The 23,158-nt window shown below is 55.5% G+C and carries 20 protein-coding genes; 11 read left to right on the top strand and 9 right to left on the bottom strand.

From position 1 onward, the window contains the following. The coding region (locus LJE94_10690) for a lactate dehydrogenase (GenBank protein ID MCG6910575.1) at positions 1-296 on the bottom strand (296 nt) is incomplete at its 3' end. 149 nt (positions 297-445) lie between these two features. Continuing rightward, on the bottom strand, positions 446-919 hold the full coding sequence (locus tag LJE94_10685; GenBank protein MCG6910574.1) for a hypothetical protein: 474 nt from the start codon (positions 917-919) through the stop codon (positions 446-448). A gap of 464 nt (positions 920-1,383) precedes the next feature. Between LJE94_10685 and LJE94_10680 the strand changes: the two genes are divergently transcribed. The 8 genes from LJE94_10680 (at position 1,384) to LJE94_10645 (ending at position 10,790) form a co-directional block, all read left to right on the top strand. Further along, a complete protein-coding gene (locus LJE94_10680) occupies positions 1,384-2,256 on the top strand; it encodes a 3-hydroxyacyl-CoA dehydrogenase family protein (protein ID MCG6910573.1) in 873 nt (290 codons plus the stop codon). Positions 2,257-2,267: 11 nt separating this feature from the next. Continuing rightward, a complete protein-coding gene (locus LJE94_10675; GenBank protein MCG6910572.1) occupies positions 2,268-3,770 on the top strand; it encodes a M81 family metallopeptidase in 1,503 nt (500 codons plus the stop codon). A gap of 30 nt (positions 3,771-3,800) precedes the next feature. Next, entirely contained in the window at positions 3,801-5,357 is a 1,557-nt protein-coding gene (locus LJE94_10670; protein ID MCG6910571.1) for an ABC transporter substrate-binding protein, read from the top strand. Positions 5,358-5,750: 393 nt separating this feature from the next. After that, positions 5,751-6,671, top strand: a complete 921-nt coding sequence (locus LJE94_10665; protein MCG6910570.1) for an ABC transporter permease — start codon at positions 5,751-5,753, stop codon at positions 6,669-6,671. Then, positions 6,664-7,560, top strand: coding sequence for an ABC transporter permease (locus LJE94_10660; protein MCG6910569.1), 897 nt, complete (start codon positions 6,664-6,666; stop codon positions 7,558-7,560). The genes LJE94_10665 and LJE94_10660 overlap by 8 nt, the downstream gene beginning before the upstream one ends. Beyond that, positions 7,553-8,542: an ABC transporter ATP-binding protein gene (locus tag LJE94_10655; protein MCG6910568.1), complete on the top strand. Its 990-nt coding sequence runs from the start codon at positions 7,553-7,555 to the stop codon at positions 8,540-8,542. The genes LJE94_10660 and LJE94_10655 overlap by 8 nt, the downstream gene beginning before the upstream one ends. Before the next feature lie 3 nt (positions 8,543-8,545). Then, positions 8,546-9,505, top strand: a complete 960-nt coding sequence (locus LJE94_10650) for a dipeptide ABC transporter ATP-binding protein (protein ID MCG6910567.1) — start codon at positions 8,546-8,548, stop codon at positions 9,503-9,505. A 25-nt stretch (positions 9,506-9,530) separates the two neighbouring features. Next, a complete protein-coding gene (locus LJE94_10645) occupies positions 9,531-10,790 on the top strand; it encodes an ArgE/DapE family deacylase (protein ID MCG6910566.1) in 1,260 nt (419 codons plus the stop codon). Between the two features lie 62 nt (positions 10,791-10,852). On the opposite strand, the gene LJE94_10640 is transcribed toward LJE94_10645, so the two are convergent. From LJE94_10640 to LJE94_10610, 7 genes are all read right to left on the bottom strand, one after another. Beyond that, positions 10,853-11,689, bottom strand: coding sequence for a sugar phosphate isomerase/epimerase (locus LJE94_10640; GenBank protein MCG6910565.1), 837 nt, complete (start codon positions 11,687-11,689; stop codon positions 10,853-10,855). 34 nt (positions 11,690-11,723) lie between these two features. Beyond that, on the bottom strand, positions 11,724-12,356 hold the full coding sequence (locus tag LJE94_10635) for an MBL fold metallo-hydrolase (protein MCG6910564.1): 633 nt from the start codon (positions 12,354-12,356) through the stop codon (positions 11,724-11,726). Between the two features lie 33 nt (positions 12,357-12,389). Then, positions 12,390-14,795, bottom strand: a complete 2,406-nt coding sequence (locus LJE94_10630; protein ID MCG6910563.1) for an AAA family ATPase — start codon at positions 14,793-14,795, stop codon at positions 12,390-12,392. An 89-nt stretch (positions 14,796-14,884) separates the two neighbouring features. Next, positions 14,885-15,496: a class I SAM-dependent methyltransferase gene (locus LJE94_10625; protein MCG6910562.1), complete on the bottom strand. Its 612-nt coding sequence runs from the start codon at positions 15,494-15,496 to the stop codon at positions 14,885-14,887. A gap of 172 nt (positions 15,497-15,668) precedes the next feature. Further along, positions 15,669-16,241: a TetR/AcrR family transcriptional regulator gene (locus LJE94_10620; GenBank protein ID MCG6910561.1), complete on the bottom strand. Its 573-nt coding sequence runs from the start codon at positions 16,239-16,241 to the stop codon at positions 15,669-15,671. Between the two features lie 86 nt (positions 16,242-16,327). After that, entirely contained in the window at positions 16,328-17,014 is a 687-nt protein-coding gene (locus LJE94_10615; protein MCG6910560.1) for a hypothetical protein, read from the bottom strand. 468 nt (positions 17,015-17,482) lie between these two features. Further along, positions 17,483-18,868 (bottom strand): aspartate aminotransferase family protein, encoded by a 1,386-nt coding sequence (locus tag LJE94_10610; GenBank protein ID MCG6910559.1) that lies wholly within the window; start codon positions 18,866-18,868, stop codon positions 17,483-17,485. 239 nt (positions 18,869-19,107) lie between these two features. On the opposite strand from LJE94_10610, the gene LJE94_10605 reads away from it, so the two are divergent. From LJE94_10605 to LJE94_10595, 3 genes are all read left to right on the top strand, one after another. Further along, a complete protein-coding gene (locus LJE94_10605) occupies positions 19,108-20,472 on the top strand; it encodes an aspartate aminotransferase family protein (GenBank protein ID MCG6910558.1) in 1,365 nt (454 codons plus the stop codon). 187 nt (positions 20,473-20,659) lie between these two features. Beyond that, positions 20,660-21,214 (top strand): CBS domain-containing protein, encoded by a 555-nt coding sequence (locus LJE94_10600; protein ID MCG6910557.1) that lies wholly within the window; start codon positions 20,660-20,662, stop codon positions 21,212-21,214. 111 nt (positions 21,215-21,325) lie between these two features. Then, positions 21,326-22,810 carry an SLC13 family permease gene (locus tag LJE94_10595; protein ID MCG6910556.1) on the top strand — a complete coding sequence of 495 codons (1,485 nt, stop codon included), beginning with the start codon at positions 21,326-21,328 and terminating at the stop codon, positions 22,808-22,810. Positions 22,811-23,158: the final 348 nt, after the last annotated feature.

The following is a 23,158-nucleotide window of genomic DNA, read 5'->3' as shown; positions in this document are numbered from 1 at the left end:
GCATTGCCCGAACTGTCGGTGGGAACGTTGGCCACCCATATGTCGTTTTCGGCGGCAGCGGCGACATCGACGAGTTCGAGGCCGGAGCCGCACTGCTGGATCAGCTTGAGCCGGTCGCGGCTTTCGAGCAGTTCGCGGGTTATGGGCGTCATGGTCGGAATCAGCACGTCGCAACCCTCGAGGGTATCGACGCGGAACGCCCCTGTGGCCTCGAAACGGTGCTCGGGCACGGCGGCGCGAATCAGGTCCAAGAAACCGCCCCAGGCGTTTTCCGGTGCTGCAAACAGAATTTTCATGAAAAGCCTCCTCCAACGCGTGTTCGACGTGTCCTAACTCCCACGGCGTGGGTTAAATGTCAATATAACGGTTCTCATAGGTATGCTTGGGAACAGATAAAATTATGCGCAAAGTGGATCAGGGTTTCGGGATGTTATTAGGTCAAGCGCTATAACGGTTCCAGGATGTTGTAGGCAACGCCAAAGGAGCGGACCAGACCCATGAATGCGCCCGGCATAGGCACTTCGCGTTCCTCGATGAGGATATTCAGATGATGCGCTTTTTTGAGGGTGGTTTCGCTGTTAATCCCCTCGTGGCTGTCGCACAGGTATTGAATGCGCAGGGCATCGTTCAGGGGGATTTGAAGATGGTTGAAATTTTCGATGAACGCGGCCGCCTCTTTTTGCACGACGGCTTCGTTTTCGCGCATGAATTCGACGATGGCCGCTTCCAGGTTTTCTATGCCGAACAGCTGGTTGATGACGGCACCCGTCAATTGGGCGATATCTTCCGGCGTCATGTGCGGGTGTTGTTTTGCCAAATAGGGTTTCAACTCCTTGAACAGAACCATTTTGATGATGTCGATACCCTGGCGCAGCGTCGGTACCAGCTGGCCTTCGAATTTTTTCTCGTTTTCATGCATGGGTTAGCACCTTTTTCCTGATCACGCTGCCGCACGGCTGCAAACAGGTGATTTCCGGCGGCGGTTTTTGATGGGATCCTATAATGAGCAGCCCACCCGGTGTCAAACAGTTTATCCCATAGTTGCAACGTTGAGGTTTAGGTTATAAGGTGTAAAGATCACCGGCGATTTCTTCGATCAGGTGGGCAATCTCCAGGCTGATACGGTATTTTTCCGGAATGGCGTTTCATCTGCGACCTTTCCAATAAACCTTACCGTTGAGGCAACATCGTGCAACGATTTTGTTGAAATAGGGGACAATCTTTGGCATGTCAATATGACGGTGAAGCAATAACGAATACCATTTTTCTTCGGGGCACGAGCTGAATACCATTGACGGGTTACGGTTGCGGCTTTGAGCAATGGCGGACTGCCGACTCGAATAGAAAGTGACCACCTTTAAGGCATGTACAGGGGGGATGCGAATGAACGTAGAACAGATAAAAAATGTTGCGGTAATCGGTGCGGGAAACATGGGGCACCAGATTGCAGCATTGCTGGCTATCCACGGATATGAAACCCGGTGCATGGATACGGATCGAAAGGTACTGGAAAAAGCGGAAACCTTTTTCACCGGCTATTTGGATAAGCAGGTTAATGAGGGCAGATTGAGCGAAAAGGAGGCGCAAAAAGCGGCAGCCAAACTACACGTTACCCAGGATCTCGAAAAAGCGGTCGTGCCGGCGGATTTTGTCATCGAGGCAATCGTAGAGATGTTGGACGTGAAGCGCAAACTGTTTTCAAAAATGGACAAACTGGCGCCGAAACATGCCATTCTCGCCACAAACAGTTCCTATATCGTCAGTTCCAAAATCGCAGATGCCACGTCCAGACCCGACAAAGTCTGCAACATGCATTTTTTCAACCCGGCCTTGGTCATGAAACTGGTGGAGGTCGTGAAAGGTGAACATGTATCCGAAGAGACGGCAGAGGTGGCCTATCAATTGATTGAAAAAATAGGGAAAAAACCGGTAATGCTAAACAAGGAAGTCGAAGGGTTTCTAATAAACCGAATCGTACGCGTCATACGCTTCGAAGCCTATTGGCTTCACGAAATGGGAATTGCCAGTATTGAAGATATTGACAGCGCCTGCGTTCACGGTCTTGGCCATCCCATGGGCCCCTTCAGATTAAACGATCTTGTCGGTCTCGACCTGACCTATACCATGGCCACGGAAAAATTTAAGAGCACGGGAAACCCGGTCGATCTGCCTTACACCAGCTTGGTTAAAAAATATGCGCAGGGCAAGTTTGGCCGGAAGACCGGTGAAGGCTGGTATACGTATCCGAATGAATAAGGGGAATTGCCATGCTGAAAATGTTCTACGCGACCCTGGGGACGGAAACCAATACGTTTTCGCCCATTCCCACCGGCTGGAACGCATGGAAGGATTTTCTCCTGGTTCACAGCAACGACCCCATCGAGGGAGCGCTGAATCCGGCGGACGCCTTCAAGCCGGTTGCCGAAAAGCGGGACTGGGAAATAGTGCGGGGCCTGCTGGCTTATGCCACGCCCTCCGGCATGACGCCGAAACCGGTGTATGAATCCCTGCGGGACGAATTGATATCGGATGTAACGGCAGCCATGCCGCTGGACGGCGTCATGCTGCTGCTGCACGGGGCCATGGTGGCAGAAGATTATGATGACTGCGAAGGGGATCTGCTGGCGCACATTCGCAAGATTGTGGGGCCGGACACCCCGGTGGGTGCCGTTCTCGACCTGCATGCCAATCTGTCCGCGCAAATGCTGCAGCAGGCATCGGTGCTGGTGGGTTACAAGGAATATCCGCACACGGACATTTTCCAGCGGCTGGAGGATCTGTTCCACATTGTCGCGGACGCGGCCGAAAAAAAGGTCCGGCCGGTGATGCGCAGTTTTGCCCTCCCTGTCATCGGCGGTGCGTATCACACGAACCACGACCCGATGCAGCGCTTTGTCAGGGAAATGGAGGCTCTGGAAAAACAGGATGGCGTGCTCAACGTCTGGTTGGCCCATGGTTTTCAGTACGCGGACGTCCCCTTTATCGGTACGAAGATGGTGGCCGTCACCGACAACGATCCGGGCCTGGCGGAAGCGATTGCCGAAAAAATGGGACGCAAATTTTACGCCATGCGCAACGAGGCCCTGTCCGTGCCGGACACCATAGGGGGTTGTCTGGACAAGGCCATGGCCGCCCCCCGGGGACCGGTCACCATTGCCGACACGGCGGACAACGCCGGCGGGGGCGCGCCTTCGGATTCAACCTTCTTCCTGGCGGAAATGCTTGCCCGGAAAATCGAAAATGCCGCCATCGCCTCCATCTGGGACCCCGTGGCGGTGTCCCTGTGCGAAGATGCCGGGTTAGGAGCCTGTTTGCCGCTGCGCATCGGCGGCAAGCTGGGACCGGCCTCCGGTCAACCGGTGGATGTCGGCGCAACGGTCATCGGCCTCGCGGAAAACGTGCTGCAGGAACTGGGGGGGTCGCAGATGCCTATGGGGCGCTGTGCGGCCGTCAAGGTTCACCTGGGAACCGGCCCCGAACGGGACGATTCCCCTGAAAAGGGCATTGACGTCATTTTGAGCCAGTTTCGCACCCAGCCCGTGGCCCCCACTATTTTTTCGGAACTGGGTGTCGACCCCGCCCGCAAGAAAATCCTGGTCGTCAAATCCAATCAGCATTTCTATGCCGCCTTTGAGCCGATATCGGCGGAAATACGCTATGCCGGGGGGCAGGGCGCCCTGCAAAGCGACATAACAAAGATTCCTTATCAACGTGTCGATACAAATCGTTTCTGGCCGTTTGTCGACGATCCTTTGGCCGAGGAAACCTAAATACCCAGTAGAAAAAGGAGGTAGGCGATAATGAAATCAATAAACAAGGGAAAAATCACCGTCGTCTTGATGGCATTGGTATTGGCTTTCGGCTTCGGCTCAATGGCGGCCAATGCCGTCGCCAAGGAGATCAAGATGCTGCGCATCGGCATCGGCATCGATCCGGATACCATCAACCCCATTGAAATTACCACGGCCATTCCGGCCAACATCACCGAACTGCTCTATGACTCGCTTTTCGACACCAATGCCGAAGGCAAGGTCATTCCCAATTTGGCTACCGAATGGTCGGTATCTGCGGACGGCAAGACCTGGACGATGAAGCTGCGCAAGGGCGTGACTTTTATCGATGGCGCTCCGTTCAACGCCCAGACGCTGAAAAGACAGATGGAACTGATCAAGGACCCCAAGGTCAGGATGCCGTTCCGCTTCCTGTATGCCGGGATAAAAGATATCACGGTGGTGGATGACTACACGGTGCAATACAACCTGCACGCGCCCTTCGCCCCCTTTGCCGACTTGTTGTCCGTGACCGGCATTATATCCCAAAAGGCGGTGACGCCTTATGACGGCACGGAGTTGAATATGCATCCCGTGGGTTCCGGGCCCTATAAGCTGGCGGAATGGGTCCGGGGCGAGCGCCTGGTGCTGGTGCGCAACGAGGGGTACTGGGGCAAACGGCCGGCGGTGGAAAAGCTGGTTTTTCAGATCATTCCGGAAACCGCCACACGGGTGGCCATGCTGCGGGCCGGGCAACTGGACCTGGCCTATTCGCCCACACCGGCCGATGTGCCCAGTCTGGAGGCCGACCCCAACATTACCGTTACCCGGCCCCTGAGCACGCGCATGATCTTCATGGGCATGAACACCCAAAAGGGCCCCACCAAGGACAAGCTCGTGCGCCAGGCCTTCAACTATGCGGTGGACAAAAAGGCGATCACGGACAAAATTCTCTTCAAGGTTGCCGAGCCGCTTGACGGCCCCTTGCCGCCATGTATTTTCGGCTACGCGCGAATGGAGAAGCAGTATGACTACAACCCGGACAAGGCCAAAGCCCTTCTGAAACAGGCCAATTTCCCGAAGGACACCGTGGTCAAGATGATCACCCCCAACGGCCGCTACACCTACGACAAACAGGTGGCGGAAGCCATTCAGGCCTACCTGCAGGATATCGGCGTGAAAACCGAACTGCGCACCTATGACTGGCCAACGTATATGGGCATCACATCCAAGCCCCTGGATCAGTCCGAAGTCGAGCTGTATCTGATCGGATGGGGGTTCCCCTATTATGACGCCGATCCCTATTTGCTGATGTACTTCAGCTCATTCGTGCACCCGCCCAAAGGGCTGAACACGACTTTTTACCACAATCCCCAATACGACCAGGCGGTGGGCGCCGCCCGCCAGATCATGGACCCGGCCAAGCGCTTGGCCCTGTACAAACAGGCCGGCACCATGCTGTGGAACGATGCGGCCGCCATCTGGCTGTATGTGGAACCCTTTTCCATTGCCCACAAGAGCAACATTCAGGGACTGGACATCCGGCCCAACGAACGGATATACCCGACGTACGCAACCATGCAATAAACCCAACCCGGCTCAACCGGAAATAATAATATCTAACATCAAAATGCTTAACAACTTCAAATGACCCAGCACCAAAAATAAAGGAGCCGGGGGTACAAGGATTCCAGGGGCCGAGGGTAAGACATTAGAGGGCTGATGTCTTACGGTTCACTGAATTCGGCGCAGGGCGCAGGGCTCAAGGTGCAGACCGCTCAACGCATGATGCTTTGAAATCACCTTGCGCCTTGCGCCACACGTTTCAAATCTCAGATTTTACGATCCACGAATGAAAACGGAATCACTTAACACCTAACACGGGGCACGTCGTATACCGTATACCGTGCACCTGCACCATATACCGTTTTAGTATTTAAACAAATAGGTACCAAATTCGGATGGGAGGTCTGACAAGGGATGTTTATCTATATCGTTAGACGCTTGCTATCGACCATTCCGGTTCTGTTCGGCATCTCCTTGATCCTGTTTTTTCTGCTGCGCTCCCTGCCCGGAGACCCGGCCCAGGTGATCGCCGGAGAGTTGGCCACTCAGCAGGAAGTCGAGTTGATCCGGCAGCAGTTGGGGCTGGATGAACCGGTTTATGTTCAATACGCAAAATTTTTATCCCGTCTGGTCCGCTTCGATTTGGGAAAATCCACCCGGACGCAGTACCCGGTGACCCAGGAAATTGCCCCCCGCCTGCTCAACACCGTCATTCTGGCCGTGACGGCCACGCTGCTGGCCTGTCTGTTGGGCATCCCCGCCGGCATCATTGCCGCCGTCAAACCGTACACAGCCATGGACATGGTGGTCACCGCCCTGGCGCTTTTCGGCATGTCCATGCCGGCCTTCTGGCTGGGGTTGATGCTGATCATCATCTTTTCGGTCAAGCTGAAGTTGCTCCCGGTGGGCGGCAGCGGGGGATTCGTGTATTTGATTTTGCCGGCCATCACCCTGGCGGCCTATTTGATTGCCGCTGTTGCCCGCAATACGCGCTCGTCCATGATGGACGTGTTGGCCCAGGACTATATCACCACCGCACGGTCGAAAGGCGCGCAGGAAAAAACGGTCATCATCCGGCACGCGCTCAAAAATGCATTTATCCCCATTATCACCGTCGTCGGGCTTCAATTCGGGAGCATGCTGGGAGGCACCGTATTGACGGAGACGGTTTTTGCCTGGCCCGGGCTCGGCCGCCTGTTGATCAGTTCCATTTTGGCGCGCGATTACCCGGTCATTCAGGGGGCTATTCTGATATTTGCCCTTCTTTTCGTGTTGACCAACCTGATGGTCGACCTGACCTACGCCTATTTCGACCCAAAGGTGCGCTATGAGTGATCAAGAGAATAGAAAGGAACCGATTCGCAAAGACCGCCACGAAGAATTCAGTCACTGGCGAACCGGTATATCCAAATTCCTGCGCAACAGGGCAGCCTGTTTCGGCGGCATGCTTATTCTTCTGTTTGTGCTGTCGTCTTTACTGGCGCCGGTGTTCTATTCCAGGGACCCCAATGCCCAGGACATTCGCCATGCGCTGGAGCCCCCCTCGTTCGAGCAGCCCCTGGGCACGGACGAACTGGGGCGCAGCATTTTAGCGCGCATCGTGTTCGGCGGGCGCATCTCTCTGGCCATCTCTTTGGGTTCGGTTGCCCTGGCGCTTGTATTCGGCGTTCCCTTTGGGTTGGTTTCCGGATATTTCGGGGGGAAGGTCGATTTCATCATTCAACGCATAACGGATGTCCTGCTTTCCTTTCCGCCTTTTCTGCTGGCCCTGGCCCTGGTGTCGGTGCTGGGGGTCGGGATTAAAAACACGATCATTTCGGTCGGCATTGCCGGCCTGCCCCATATCATTCGCATTACCAGGGGGTGCGTGCTGTCCATCCGTGAACAGGTTTATGTGGAGGCGGCCAGGGCGGTGGGGACCCGGGACGGCATTATTCTGTTCCGCCACATACTGCCCAACGTCATGGTTCCCATTATCGTGAATGCCACGCTTTTTTTCGGAATGGCCATCATCTTTGCGGCCGGGCTGGGGTTTCTGGGGGTCGGGGTCCAGCCGCCGGCGCCCGAATGGGGCACCATGCTGGGCTCCGGGCGCAGCCTGATCTTTGCCGCCCCGCACGTGGCTACCTTTCCCGGGATCGCCATTTTTCTGGCGGTGTTGGGGTTTAATCTGCTGGGTGACGGTTTACGCGACGCTTTGGATCCGAGGCTGGGCTATGAATAGCGAACAGCTGCTTTCCATACGGGATTTGAAGATCCGGTTCAAGTCGTTCGAGGGGGTCGTAACGGCCGTGGAGGGCGTGAATTTCCATCTGGCGGCCGGAGAAACCGTCGGCCTGGTGGGTGAGAGCGGGTGCGGCAAAAGCGTGACAGCCATGTCGATCCTGCGTCTTTTGCCCAAGCGGTCCGCCCAAATCGAAGGCAACATCCATTTTTCAGGAATGGACATGCTGGCGGCCGACGAAGAGGCCCTTTTGAAAATACGGGGAAATTCCATTTCCATGATTTTTCAGGAACCCATGACCTCCCTGAACCCGGTGATGACGATCGGCGACCAGCTCGCTGAAGTGTTCGTCCTGCACCGCAATTTCTCCTGGAACGAAGGCCGCGAAAAAGCGGTGGAGTTGCTCGAGCGGGTTCAGATCCCTTCTCCGGAGGAGCGGGCCAGGAACTATCCCCACAGCCTGAGCGGCGGCATGCGCCAGCGGGTCATGATCGCCATGGCGCTGTCCTGCCAGCCCCGGCTGCTCATCGCCGACGAGCCCACAACCGCCCTGGATGTCACCATCCAGGCCCAGATCATGGACCTCATGCTGCGTCTCAAGGAGAAACTGAACACGACCATCCTGTTGATTACCCATGACCTGGGGCTGATTGCCGAAACGGTCAGCCGGGTGATCGTCATGTATGCCGGTCAAATCGTGGAAGAGGCCCCGGTAACGGCGCTTTTCAAGGAACCGCTGCACCCCTACACCCGGGGTCTGATGGGGTCCGTGCCCAAACTGGGCCAGAAATTCAAGGGGGGAGCCAGAAAGCTGGATGAAATCAAGGGCATCGTCCCCAGCCTGCAGAACCTGCCGGACGGATGCCGTTTCAATCCGCGCTGCCCATTGGCCATGCGGCGATGCCGCGAGCGGGCCCCCGGGATGGTGCGCATGGGCGGCCAAAGGCGGGTCCGATGCTGGCTGGCGGGGGGTGAAAAGTAAGCGATGGATCTGCTTGAAATAAACGATCTGGAGATGCATTTCCCCATCAGGAGAGGATTGTTTTCCAAAACCAGGGGGGTTGTAAAAGCCGTGGACGGCGTGAGCTTTACCCTGAAAGAAGGCGAGACCCTGGGTCTGGTGGGTGAAAGCGGCTGCGGGAAAACGACTGTGGCCCGCAGTTTGCTGCGTCTGATCGAACCGACCGGCGGCAGCGTCAAATTCGAAGGCGTCGATATTCTGCGGCTTTCCAAAAAAGAGCTTCGTCAGGTCCGGGCCCGGTTACAGGTCATCTTCCAGGATCCCTACTCGTCGCTCAACCCGCGGCTGTCCGTGGGGCAGATCATTGCGGAACCGTTGAAAAACTATGGAGATCTATCTAACGGGCAGCTGAAAGAGCGTGTCGCCTATCTGATGGAAAAGGTGGGACTCATGCCGGAGCAGTCCAACCGCTACCCGCACCAGTACAGCGGCGGGCAGCGGCAGCGCATCGGTATCGCCCGCGCCCTGGCGCTGCACCCCAAGATCATTGTCTGCGACGAGCCGGTATCGGCGCTGGACGTGTCGATTCAGGCCCAGGTCATCAATCTGTTAATGGCGCTGCAGGAAGAGCTGGGGCTTGCTTACATCTTCATCGCGCATGATCTGAGCGTTGTCGAACACATCAGCAGCCGGGTGGCGGTCATGTACCTGGGCAAGATCGTGGAACTGGCCAGCGACTACGACATGTATCACAACCCCTGCCATCCTTACACTCAGGCCTTGCTTTCCGCCGTTCCGGTTCCGGATCCCGAGGCCCACAAAGAGAGAATCCTGCTGAAGGGGGATGTGCCCAGCCCGCTCGATCCGCCTTCCGGGTGCGCCTTCCACACACGCTGCCCCAAGAAGAAGGATGTCTGCACGCAGAAACAGCCCGTGTTCAAAGCGTTGGGCAATGAGCACTATGCTGCCTGCCATTTCTGTTGAACGTTTTTACGGGAAAGGACCGCATATGGATTATTCAGAAGCATTTGCCAGGGTCGAAGCGGAAGAAGACTATATCGTCGACGTGTTGCAACGGATGATTGCCGTCGACACATCGGTGCCGCCGGGAGAGAACTACGCGAAGCTGATCGACGTGGTCGAGCCTGAATTCAAAAGGTTCAACTTTGAGACGCAACGGGTGGTGGTGCCGAAAGATAAGGTCGCCCTGATTTCCAGGGAGCTTTCCGGTGAACGCTGCAATCTCGTGGCCAGTTTGAAAAACGGCAAGCCCAAGGCGTCGGCCTACGCGCATATGGACGTCGTACCCGTCGATGATCCGTGGACGGTTGACCCCTTTGCCGGCGTCGTCAGGGACGGCAAACTGTACGGCCGTGGCACGGTGGACATGAAGGGCTCCATCGCCTGCTATCTCGGTGCGGTCAAGGTGCTCCATGACCTGGCGATCGAACCGCACTATGAACTGGATTGTCTGCTCTGCACCGATGAGGAAATCGGTGTTTATCCGGGTTCACGCTACCTGGCCGAAGAGGGCTACTTTTCCAGTCACCTGGTGTGGTTGGAGCTGGGTGCTGTCGACCCGGTGGTGGTGGTCGGTGCGGCCGGGGCCGTGGATGTGAAGGTGGCAGGGTACGGGAAAAGCTGTCATTCCGGCATGAATTATCTGGGAGTCAACGCTATCGAAGAGATGGTCCCTATTTTACAGGAACTCCTGACACTAAAAGAGAAGGTTCAAAAACGTCTGTCGCGCATCCCGTCCTTCCCGATACCGGGTTATCTCCATGACAAGATGACGCCCATGTTCAGTCTCACGGTAATGCAGGGGGGAACCAAAGATAACATCGTGCCCGGTGAGTGTCGTTTGACTATCAACCGCCGTTATCTTGTGGACGAACGCTTCGAGGATGTGGTTGCCGAAATACAGGAAGCCGTGGAGCGGGGCCGCCGGAAATCGAAGCTGATCGACGTAAAAACCGAATTCAGCCTTAGTTACGGTCCGGTGGAAATCGACCCGCAGTCGCCCGCATCCAAAAAGATGAGAGCCGCCGCCACCGCCGTCTACGGTTACACGGATTTTCTATACGGCGGCATCAGTGCTTCGACCGATTTGGCCATGGTTGCCGATGCCTTGAAACCGGCAAAGCTGGATGTCGCCTGTTTTGGCGTTGAACGTGCCGAAGACATCCGGGCCCACGCAGCCGATGAATTCGTCTATATCGAAGATCTTGTCAGCATGACCAAACAGCTGGTGCACTACTTCGCCTTCTAACCCTCTCATTAATGTTTCGCCCGGGTAATGGGGGAAAATTTCTCTTCCAACGGCGATGAATATTATGGTGCCGGCTGACTGGCGAAAAGCGCCTGCAGGGCCCGGCGGCAGCGGAGCACGGGATCCGGGTCCGTGCCGATATCCACCACTTCCAGGGTGATGATGTGTTCGAACCCTCTCAAAAAGTCGATATAGGAACCGAAGTCGTCGTTGCCCTCACCCACGGGCAGGTGGTCGTCTTTCTCCCCGAAATTGTCGGTCAGGTGGATGTGGCGGATCTGTTTTCCCAGCAGGTCGATGCCCCTTACGGTCCCTTCGGTCAGCCGGGCATGGCCCGTGTCCAGGGTGAATTTCAATGACGCGCCCACCGCTTTCCTGATTTCCAGCAGGTCTTCGAAGTTGCGGTCGATGGAGGTGGCGTTGATGGCGATATTTTCCAGGCACACGACGACACCTTTTCTTTGGGCATAGTCATTGATGCGCTTCAATGACTCCAGATTGTGTTGCCACTGAATGGCCAGGGCCGGGTTATTCAGACGGGTGGCACCGTCGAAGGTGTAGGTGAAATCTCCCGCATGCACGACAAGCGTCCTGCCGCCGAGGCCATGGCACAGATCGACGGCTTTATTAATGAGGCGGATCGATTCCTCCCGAATACCCCCGGAGAAGGCGGCGATATTGATTTCAAAAAAGGGTGCATGCACACAGATCTCTATTCCACTTTTCTGAACGACCTTTTGCGCTTCGGCAAGGGCATCCGGCGTTATCTGATCCGGGTCGGCCGAAGGAAAGACGCAGCAGATTTCGAAGGCATCGAATTTTTCCGCTGCCGCCACTTTCAGTGCCACCAACCAGTCGGCCATCATCATGGCCGAGCTCGTCATACCTATTTTGGGCATGAAATACCTCTTGGAGTGTTGGAGTCGTTCTCCGTTATCGTGTGTATGGATTTGTCCGTCTTTCGTGTTCAACCGTCGAACTGGGCCGGAAACCGTAATGGTGACCCGGCCATACAATGGTGTCGGGCGGCAAGGTGTATATTTTCTGCCTGATGGATGCGATCAGCTGATCCATGGAGCCACCGGAAAGGTCGGTGCGTCCGATGCCGCCGACAAACAGGGTGTCGCCGGTAAAAAGATGCTTGTCTGCATAAAGGCATATTCCCCCGGGCGTGTGGCCGGGCGTGTGCAGGACTTTCAAACTCAAGCGGCCCACGGCGATGGCGTCGCCGTCGTGGAGCAGGAGATCCGGCCTGGGGGAGCCCTTTCCACCGAGAGCCCTGGCAAAGGCACGGTTCATCACAGACGTCAGCCTGCCTGCGTCGGACGGGTGGATGCAGATGTCTGCGCCGGTGGCCGCTTTCAGGGCGGCATTACCGGCGGTGTGGTCGGCATGGCAATGGGTGTTGATGATGCGGGTGACCTTCAAGCGCGCCCTCGCCACCGTTGCCAGGATGCGATCCGTATCGAAAGCCGGATCGATGAGGGCGCACTCCCCGGTCGCCCCGTCTGCGACCAGGTAGCAGCAAACGGCCATCCTGGTGAGTTTGATCTGTTTTACCTGCATCCGGCCCCGCCTTTTCCTGCCGCCGGTCCCTTCCTACTTGCCCCACATCCGTTTCCTAAGCAGGATCTCTTTTTCCATGTAAGCCTGCAGCTTTTTCTGCACCTTGCCGAAGATGGTGCCTTCCGGATAGATGCCGTTTTCATCCGGTTTGCCGGCTTCCTTTCCAGTGAGGATCTGAATGCCTTCGGCGATGGTGGCCACCTGGTATATGTGGAACTCCCCCCGTTCCACGGCATCGACCACCTCTTTTTTCAGCATCAGATTCTTGACATTGGCCCGGGGGATCATGACGCCCTGTGTGCCTGTAAGTCCCCTGGCCTTGCACACGTCGAAAAAACCCTCGATTTTATGATTGACGCCGCCAATGGCCTGGATGCCGCCCTTCTGATTGACGGAACCGGTCACGGCGATGCCCTGATCGATGGGGATGCCCGAGAGGCTGGACAGAATGGCGTACAGTTCCGTGGATGAGGCACTGTCGCCGTCGATGCCGCTGTAGCTCTGTTCGAAGGTGATACTGATGGAGAGATTCAAGGGGTGGTCCTGGGCAAAGGTCCGGCCGATAAAGCCTGACAGAATCAGGACGCCCTTGTCGTGGGTTTTTCCGCTCATGTTGGCTTCGCGCTCGATGTTGATGACGCCTGCTTCACCCATGTAGGTTTCGGCGGTGATGCGCGAAGGCCGGCCGAAGGATATGTCGCCCATCTGGTAAACGGCCAGGGCGTTGACCTGACCGGTTACAGCGCCTTGGACATCGATCAGAATGGTTTTGTCCAGATAAGATTCGTGTATCTTTTCTTCGTACAGGTTGTAGCGGAAGCGGTGCTCGTTGAAGGCCTTGATAACATGGGCGGTCGAGACTTCTTTCACGTCGTCTTTACCGGCCCAGTAGCTGGCTTCCTTGATGATGCCGACAATGGGGCCGAAGCGAATGGACAGCTTATTTTTATTGGAGGTGTACTTTTGGCCGAATTCCACCAGGGAAGCTATCCCATCCGGTGTGAAGGGCAGCAGGGTTTCATTTTGACAGACCCTGGCCACGAATTTCGCGTACTGCTGGATGCTGGCTTCGCTTCTTTCCACTTCGTAGTCGAAGTCCGCCCGGACCTTGAAAATCTTGTTGAATTTTGAATCATAGTTCTGCAGCACTTCAAAAGGCTGGTAGCCGCCCAGCAGAATGACCTTGACCTCCAGGGGGATCGGCTCCGGGCGCAGCGAAGAGGTGGCGTAGCCATGGGCCGCAGGGATGTCTTCGATGAAGAGCCTTTTGTTCTGCAAGGCCCGTTTCAAGGCTTCCCACACCAGCGGGTTCATCAGCAGAGACTCGATTTCCATGATGAGATACCCGCCGTCGGCCTGCAGGAGGGAGCCTGCTTTTACCATGCTGAAATCGGTGGTCACGCCTCCCATGTGGGCCTTTTTTTCGATCTGACCGAACACATTATGGTAGGTCGGATTGGGTTCGAAGACGACCGGTGCTCCCTTGGCGTTGCGCCGGTCGGCGATGACGTTGATCTTGTATTTCTGAAAAGTGGGCTTGGGTGCCTGGAACAGCGCTTCTGCGGTCGGGTTGGGGCCCTCTTTGCCGGGGAGAAAGTCTTCCACGTTTTCGACGATGTCCTCCTGGACTTCTGTGAGGTAGGTCAGGATATCCGGGCAGTTTTCATAGGGCTCCTTGAGATACGCCATGCGGTCCTTTACAACGAAAAGGGCGGTTTCCTCCATGAGTTTTTCCATGGCTCTGGACATGGACTGACGGATTTTGTTGACGTCCCGGAGTGTCGTCTCAATTTCACCCTGAAGGGCCTGCATATCCGCTTTCAACTTTTCCTGTTCCGTTTCCGGCAAGGCCTGGAAGGCCTCGTGGGTCATGGGCTTGCCGTCCTGAACGGGAATGGTTTGAAAACCGGAAGCGGTTTTGTTGATGAGGAGGTTTTTCTCTTTGGCCGATTGGTCCAGCTGCTGGAAAAGGGCTTTTTCCTCGATCTGGAATTTTTCCTGGGCTTGCGTGCTTTTTTCCCGGAACGATTCACTTTCGAAGGCCTTGGGAAGCTTTCCCCTGAGCATGTGAATCAGCCGGTTCATCTGTTTGCTGAAAAGAACGGCGCTGCCGCTGGGAACGGCGATTGCCTTGGGACGGTATTCGTCATGGAAATTGTTGACCATGCACCAGTCGCAGGGCGTGGGAAGCGACCGTGCGTGTTTAGCGGTGATATCCTTGACGATGGTCGTGCGCCCTGTTCCTTCGATGCCGGTCACGAAGATGTTGTAGCCCGGGCTGGTCATGTTGAGCCCGAAATCGATGGCGTGTACAGCCCGTTCCTGGCCGATCACTTCATCCAGGGGTTCGATTTCCGTTGTGTTTTTGAATTTGAAAACGCTTGGGTTACAATTGTAACGCAGTTCGGATGCGGCCAATTCATGGGTTGCTTTCATCATCAGCTCCTTCGGCGGTGACAGGTTGAGGGGGGACCATCCGGATCGTCGCCTGTTTATTACCCGTGGAACGGAAAAAAAGCAACACGATCTTAAAAGGCGGCAATGAAGGCCAGCCAGACGTCGTCGGGTCGTAAAGCGGATACGCTGCGGCGAATTTCCAGGATGTTCAGACCCAGCCCTTCGAGCACGGGCTGCATGGTTTTCTTTTCCCACAGGTAAAACAGCCTGCCATCGGCAAGCCCTTTGGTGGCAAGGCCTTCCTTGATGGAGATGTAGGCATATTTCTGCATGTTCGAAGAGGGTCGGTGCAGCGTTTGGGAATTGTGGCCGCAGGCAGAAAGGATGCGGGCCAGAACGGCGGGCAGTTTTGCGTGGGGGAGGTGCACCAGAGAGCCGCTCATGAGAACGGCGTCCATGTCGAGAGCGGCGAAATCGAAGGTCTCGAAGTCGCCGATAAGGACGTCGCACCCGCTGTGTTGCCGGGCAAGATCGGCCAGTCCGGCCGAGCGCTCCAGGCCGACGACGTCGAAGCCTCTTTTTTTAAGCCACAAAAGATCCCTTCCCGATCCACAGCCGACATCCAGGATCTTCGCTCCCCGGGGAAGGTGCTGTTGGAAGGGGTCGAGAAACGGTGCGGGATCGACCGAAAAGGTTTTTTCAAAATAGTCCCGGGGATGCGTCTGGTAGTAGTCTGGATTCATGCCTTACATCGACTCGATACCGGCTTGGCAAAAAAACCGTCTTGCAGTCCCCTGGTTACAGGCCGGATTATGGGAAACAATCTTCCTTTGACGGCGGGATGGCAAAGAAGAGAAGCTCCGGTTTTTCTCTATAGCGACGTTGTCGCGTTTAACGACATCGTGGAACACGATCTCATTTTACAAGGCTTCGGCGACAGAAGGTAACCGTGGTTTCGGACATGCCCTTCAAGGTGTTCAGATGCAGCCCCCTCTGGCGGATGATGCCAACAATCAAGGCGTACAGCAGACTGACCGTTTCCTTGACCGGCATCTCGTAAAATTCACCGCTGTCGACGCCTTTGCGGACGCAGTCCGTCAGGTAGTCCTCGAGCCACTGGCGCTGGGTTTTCAGTTTCTTCGTACAGACATGCGATTTGTCCTGCAGTTTGGCAGGGCATGTGCTGAAGGCTAAATAGATTTCGTCCGGTATTTCCCGTAAAAATCTGAAGTGGAGGGTCACCAGGTTTTCAATCTTTTCAAAGTTCGTATCGCTTTCCGTGTCCAGCGAGTTCAGGCGCTCGAAATAGAAATTGAACCCTTTTTCGATGATGTGGGTGAAAAGATCGTTTTTGCCCTCGAAATGGTAATATATCAACGGTTCGGTGACACCGGCTTCCCGTGCGATCTGCAGTGTCGTAGTCCCGTCGAAACCTTGGGAAGCAAACAGTCTGGTCGCGGTTTCAATGATGTTCTGCTTTTTTTTCATGCGCGGTCATCCTCGTTGGATCTGATTCGATCGATTTTTTTTGTGAAAGAGGGGGTCAATATCGATTAACGGCCGTTTTGTTGCGCTCATATATGCTTTATTTTGTCCAGCTCTTCCTCCACCGGCTCGATCTCCCGGTCCCTGCCCGATTTCTTCAGTTCCTTGCGCAGATCTTCGACCTCTTTTTCCAGCATAGGAATGATTTCGGTGGTGATGCGTTCCCGGGTTTCTTTGCCGGCCATTTTCAGCTCCTCGACCAGCCGGGCCATTTCGTCCTTCAGTTTCCTGATTTTTTCGCTTTCGGAAAGCGCGTGGATATCATCGGAAAAGCGCCGGTATTCATTTTTCAGAAACCCGATGCCATCTTTGGTGTCATCTTGCATCATTTCCAGGAGCACCTGGAATTTATGTGACCCGGCGACCGAGGACCCCGCTTTCAGCGGAGCGCCGCCTGCGCGGGTCTGGATCACCTCCACGGCCATCCTGTCATCATCACGGGGGTCGGGCACGATGGCAAAACGGCTGTATTCCGTCAAAAACTCCTCGAACTCCTTTTTAATTACAAGACCGACCGTGAAAACGGCCGTGTCACCATAGTCGACGGTACGGACGTCCCCGATGTGGGCGCCGTCGAGCAGCACCCGATCTTTCGCCACCAGACCGTTGACCTGTTCGAAACGAACGTTCAGGCTGAAGGCGCCGGCGGAGAGCCCGGTCAGCACCACCCCGGCCAACCAGACGAACACAAAACTTAAAATACGTTTAGAGAACATGCGAATTATTGTGCCAAATCCAGGCAGATAAAATGTAACCGTCTATAATTATTTTAATAATATAAAAGAGTAGTGGCACTTGTCAAGGTAGGTACACCCAGGCCCACCGGTTCGGTAAACCCCACCCTTGCACAAAAAACATGCCAAACAATAACCTAAATTGAGCGATTTTCGGGTTTGCCGCAGATGCAAGGAAAATGTTATCCTGCTATAGTGGTCTATGCGCGATGACATTTGACACCGCAGGTGCGGTGAACCCGGAAATCCCGGAGGGTTTCAAATTTTAAGAATTCAAATAGATTTAATCCATTGAAAATGTTTTTATTTTGGCCATTCTTAAAATTTAAAACGCTCAACTTAGGAATAAATAACAATTTGTCATTACGGAGAATATCATACCGATAGCACTATTTCTATGATTTCTCCAGTGGTGAATTCCAAGGATGATGTCTATTTTGCAACGCCGGGCTAAAGACCGTCCCGCTCCGTCTCCCCGATGGCTTCTTCGAGAATGGAAAGGGCGCGGTCCAATTCCTCACGGGAAATTACCAGTGCCGGGCGCAGCGTGATGATATTTCCCTCGATGGTTTTGAAGGCCAATCCTTTCTGCATGCACCGGTACATGACACTTTCGGCAGCATCCACGGCGCGTTTCTTGGTCACCGGATCGCTCACGAGTTCGATGCCCAGGTGGAGGCCCTTGCCGTCGACATTGCCGATGATGGGGTGGCGGCCTCGGATGTCTTTCAATACCTCGAGAGCATAGGCACCCATATCGGCTGCATGCCCGCAAAGGTCGTTTTTTTCGATGGTGGCGATTTCTGCCAGTGCCGCGGCCGAACAGAGCGCGTTTTTTTCATGGGTGTAGTGCCCTATGGAGCGGTCGGGGAACGTGTCATATTTTGCGCGGGTGACGATTCCGGCAAAAGGGACCAGGCCGCCTCCGAGGGATTTACCCAGCACAAGGATGTCGGGTGTCACAAAATGTTCACTGGCGAACATTTTGCCGGTGCGTCCGAATCCCTCGATGATCTCGTCGAAAATCAGGAGCACACCGTACGTTTCACAGAGGCGTTTAACGCCGGACCAGTAAGCCCTGCTGGGAACCACGGGTGCGGCGGAGATGGGCTCACCAATAATGGCGGCCACGCCAGGCTCTCTCTCCAGAACCAGTTCGATCTGCCGCAGGCATTCGGCATCGACGGCATCCGGGTTTTCGAATCCCCACGGGTTGCGGTAATAATTGGGGAACTCGACGTGCAGCGCACCGGGCATCATGGGACCCTGGCCGGCCTTGAAGTGGGCTTCCCCGCCGATACTGGCCGCAGCATAGCCCGCACCGTGAAACGAGTCCCAGAAAGAGATGGTTTTGAATTTACCCGTCACCTGTTTTGCCAGCGTGACGGCCATTTCGATCGCTTCCGACCCCCCGGGGCAAAAAAGGGATTTGCACAAACCCTCCGGTGTGATTTCGGCCAGCTTTTTTGCCAGGGAAACGGCCGGTCTGTTGGTGTAGCGCCGGGGGCAGAAGGTCATGCCCGCTTCAAGCTGTCTGACGACGGCCCTGATGACGTCAGGGTTGTTGAAGCCCGCATTGTGCACCCCGTTGCCGTGCATGTCGATATAGGCACGTCCCTGCATATCGAAAATGCAGGCACCTGCGGCACGTTCCAGCACATTCAATACCGGCGTGGACAGCGCCTGCTGCATGAAATAGGTTTTGTCCTCTTCAAAAATTTCAAGGGATTCACCGTCGAGATTGCGTGACCAGTATGTTGCCCTGCCGGGGGTCGTGTTGACGTCTCCCTGTTCTCTTTCGCTTCGTCTGGTGTGTCGCTCATCCTTTGCGGACATGGCAGCCCCTATTCCGAGTGGCGCAAACCGGAATAAAAACAGAAAATGACAGGCAGATCATGCCCTCTTTTCAATCCTGAATGCACCGGTTCCGTATGTATTGATCAAGAGCGGGAAGCAGTATATAACACATATTTTGGTGAAGTCATAGGGTTACACCTGCCTAAATTGAACTCAGGACCCCCAACGTCGGGGTGTAGTGCGGATGACCGTTTTCTAAAGAATGGAGGAGATTATCCATGGCCAAGTTGCTGCGTTCGGAAGGGGACCTCAATATTTCAGGAAACCGGGATGCCTGGCAGAAAGCCCACATCGACGCAAAATGCCGTGCGCTTCTGGATGAGGATGCGCGCTATTTCCTCAGGCAGGCGCTGTCTACACCCTGTCTCAACGCCCTGCGGGGCTGCGGGGGCATATACATCGAAGACCTTCAGGGGCGGCGTTACATGGATTTTCACGGCAACAATGTACACCAGGCGGGTTTCGGTAACCCGCAGGTGCTGGAGGCGGTGAAAAAGCAGCTGGATGAACTGCCCTTCTGCACGCGGCGTTACACCAACCGGGTGGCCGTGGACCTAGCCCGTAAGCTTGTGGAGATGGCTCCCGGCGACCTCGACAAGGTTTTATTTTGTCCCGGCGGGTCGGAAGCTGTCGGGATCGCCCTGAAACTTGCCCGCATGGCCACCGGCCGTCACAAGACCATTTCCATGTGGGATGCCTTTCACGGTGCCGGCCTGGACGCCATTTCCATCGGCGGCGAGTCCATCTTCCGGCAGGATATCGGCCCGCTGCTGCCGGGCGCCGAGCACGCGCCACCGCCGGACGAATACCGCTGTGTTTTCGGCTGCGGCGACAGGGGTGGCTGCGACATGACCTGTGCCCGATATGTCGAATACATGCTCGAAAAGGAGGGGGATATCGCCGCCGTTATCGCCGAACCGATTCGCAGCACACCTTACATTCCGAAACCGGAATACTGGCAGCGCATCCGCAAGGCCTGCGACCGGCACGGTGCCCTGCTGATTTTAGATGAAATCCCTCATGCGCTGGGGCGCACCGGCCGCATGTTCACTTTTGAAAATTTCGGTGTCGTTCCGGACATGGTGGTCATCGGCAAGGGCCTGGGCGGAGGGGTTTTCCCCCTGGCGGCCCTGATCGCCAGGGGATCGCTGGATGTGGCCGCCGAAAGAGCGCTGGGGCACTACACCCACGAAAAGAGCCCCGTGGGATGTGCGGCCGCTTTGGCGGCCATCGATTTTATCGAAAAAAACGACCTGGCGGCGCACGCCCGGGACCTGGGGGCGTATGCGCTGGATCGCTTGCGGGGGATGATGGAAGCACACCCGTTGATCGGAGATGTCCGCGGCATCGGCCTGTTCCTGGGGATGGAGCTGGTCCGGAACCGGGCAACCCGCGAGCGTGCCGTGGAGGAGGCCGAGGCCGTGATGTATGCCGCCCTTTCACGCGGCTTGAGCTTCAAACTGACCATGGGCAATATCGTGACCCTTACGCCGGCTCTGGTCATTACCCGGGAAGAGATGGACAGAGCGTTGGATATTATCGAGGAATGCCTGTATGAGGTGGAGGGGCAATCCGGGGGATAGGGCGGTTTACAGCCACATCAGGGCCGGTCGGCCCTGGTTGACGGTACCGGCTGCTTAATTGTCCGAGATAAGTTGAAATCGTTTTCAAAATACGATAGAAATCACTCTTTAGTATAAAATAAGGTAAATCCCTGGCCCGAATTCATGCCAGGGGTTGTTTTGCCGGTAAAACGGCGCAGGAGGAAGGATGAAAAATTATAAAGTGCAGGATCTGATGGTGCCGCTTTCGGAATACGCAACAGTATCTGAGGACGCGACCCTGTTGGAGGCGGTCAATGAGTTGGAAAAGGCTCAGGGGGATTTCGATCACACCCGCTACCGGCATCGGGCGGTTATGGTGCTCGACAAGAACGGTGCGGTCATCGGAAAACTGAGCCAACTGGATGTGCTCAAGGCGCTGGAACCGAAGTATGATAAAATGCTGGATCAAAGCAGGCTGCACCGCTTCGGATTTACCAAGGGGTTCATGAAGTCCCTGCTGACGGAATACCAGCTGTTCGACAGACCGCTGACCGACATCTGCAGCAAGGCCGCGGTGAAAAATGTCAAAAAATTCATGTATTCGCCGACGGAAGGCGAGTATATCGACGAAAATGCCACCCTGGATGAAGCGATTCACCAGTTAGTATTAGGGCATCACCAGTCACTGCTGGTAACCGGAGGGGAGGGCATCTCAGGCGTTCTCAGACTGACGGATGTGTTCGCCGCCGTTTTTCAGGTCATGAAGAAATGTCAAGTCTAGCAGCTGTGGTTACATGCCATCATCGATGAACCAATATAGCGCGCGCGTTCCCTTTACGCTTGCTGCAGAGAAGCTTCAATAATTTATCGTGTTGCAGGGAGGATTCGTTTAATGAGTGACTCTTTAGCCGACAGGGCCGGAAAAAGCAGCGTGGACTGGAAAAAAACAGGCTTTCTATTGTTGGGCCTCGCTCTTTTTTTCCTGGCGTACTATTCGCCGCCATGGCCGGATGCTGTGGATCCCATGGGAAAGCATTTCGAACTGAGCCGCGAAGGCAGGGGGGCCATTGCCGTATTTCTGCTGGCCGCCACCTGGTGGGTGTTCGAAGTGGTGCCCATCGGTGTGACCAGTCTGGCCATCGGCGTGCTGCAGGCCATGTTCCTGATCCGCCCGGCCAGGGATGCTTTCACGGATTTCATGGTGCCTTCGGTCATGTTCATCTTCGCGTCCATCATGATAGGCCTGGTGTTCACCAAGACCGGGCTGACCAGGCGTCTGGCCTATAAAATGCTGGATATTGTCGGCGAAAGAACCAGCATGATCTATCTCGGATGTTTCGTGGTGACCGCGGCCCTGACGCACATCATGGCGCATACGGCCGTGGCCGCGACCATCTATCCGTTGATGCTATCTATTTATTCCCTGTACGGGGAGGGCGACAAGAAGACCAAGTTCGGCAAGGGACTATTCATCGGCATGGCCTACGTTGCCGGTGCAGGAAGTATCGTCACCCTGCTGGGCGCGGCCCGCGGTGCGGTGGCGCTGCAGTTTTTTAGGGACATCATGGGGGTGGAGATCAGCTTTTTCCAGCTGACTTGGTATATGTTTCCCATCGGCTGGCTCATGACCTTCCTGTTGTGGGGGTTCTTTATGGTTTTTTTTAAACCCGAAAAGGCCAGCATCCCGGGTTTGCGGGAAAAGGCCCGCCAGCTCAACGCCGAACTGGGCCCCATGAGCGCCAACGAAATCAAGGCCGCCATTATCGTGGGCGCCTGTATTCTCGTTATGGCGGCTAAACAGTTTATGCCGTCACTGGCCCCCATCGACAAAACGGCCATCATCCTGGTCTCGACCATCTTGTTTTTCGTCACCGGCATCATGGACCTGGACGATCTGGAAACGATTCCCTGGAACATCATCCTGCTGTTTGCAGGCGCCATGAGCATCGGCAACTGCCTCTGGCAGACCGGGGCGGCCGAATGGATGGCCGTCAACTGGCTGGCCATGTTCAAGGAAGCCAACTGGTTTGTCTTCGTCATGGGCATCGCCTTTTTTGTCATGACCATGACAAATGTCATCATGAACGTGGCGGCCATCGCCATCGTCCTGCCGGTGGCTCTGGTTATCGCGCCCTACCTGGGGGTTGCCGGTGAGGTGATTCTGTTTGCGGCCCTGGTGACGGCCGGCATGCCCTTTCTGCTGCTGGTGGGGGCTGCGCCCAATGCCATCGCCTATGACTCGGGGCAGTTTACCACAGGTGAATTTTTTCTCTACGGTATACCGGCCAGCATTCTCCTGATGATCGTCACCGGTTTTGCCGTGTTCATTCTCTGGCCGTTAATGGGCATGCCGGTGACAGCCCCGATCGTCGGGTGATAACGCAAAAGCGTATGCGGCAATATCCGGTGGGCGGTAATCGACCCACCGGGTCGCTTAATAAATGGGCTGCCGCACGATGTGGTGAAATGACATTTTCCTTGGCATCTGCGGCAGCGCCGCCATGGGCGTGCAAGGCCCGAAAATCGCTTGAAGTAGGGTTTTAGTGCGCCTTCCCGGGCGTTTTGTTCAGATGAAAAACAGGCGTTTCCCATCACTCTGACCCCAATTTGGGTGTGTTTATCAAGCCCTTCGGCTAAAATGTCAAAGCCGATCAAAGCCATGAAAGATACGCCGAAAGCAAAAACCGGGTTCAGGTGTTGAAGGTGCCCGCGCCCGGTCGGACGC

The organism is Deltaproteobacteria bacterium (genome assembly GCA_022340465.1).
In the GTDB taxonomy this organism is placed as follows: domain Bacteria; phylum Desulfobacterota; class Desulfobacteria; order Desulfobacterales; family B30-G6; genus JAJDNW01.
This window is presented reverse-complemented; position numbering and strand designations above follow the sequence as displayed.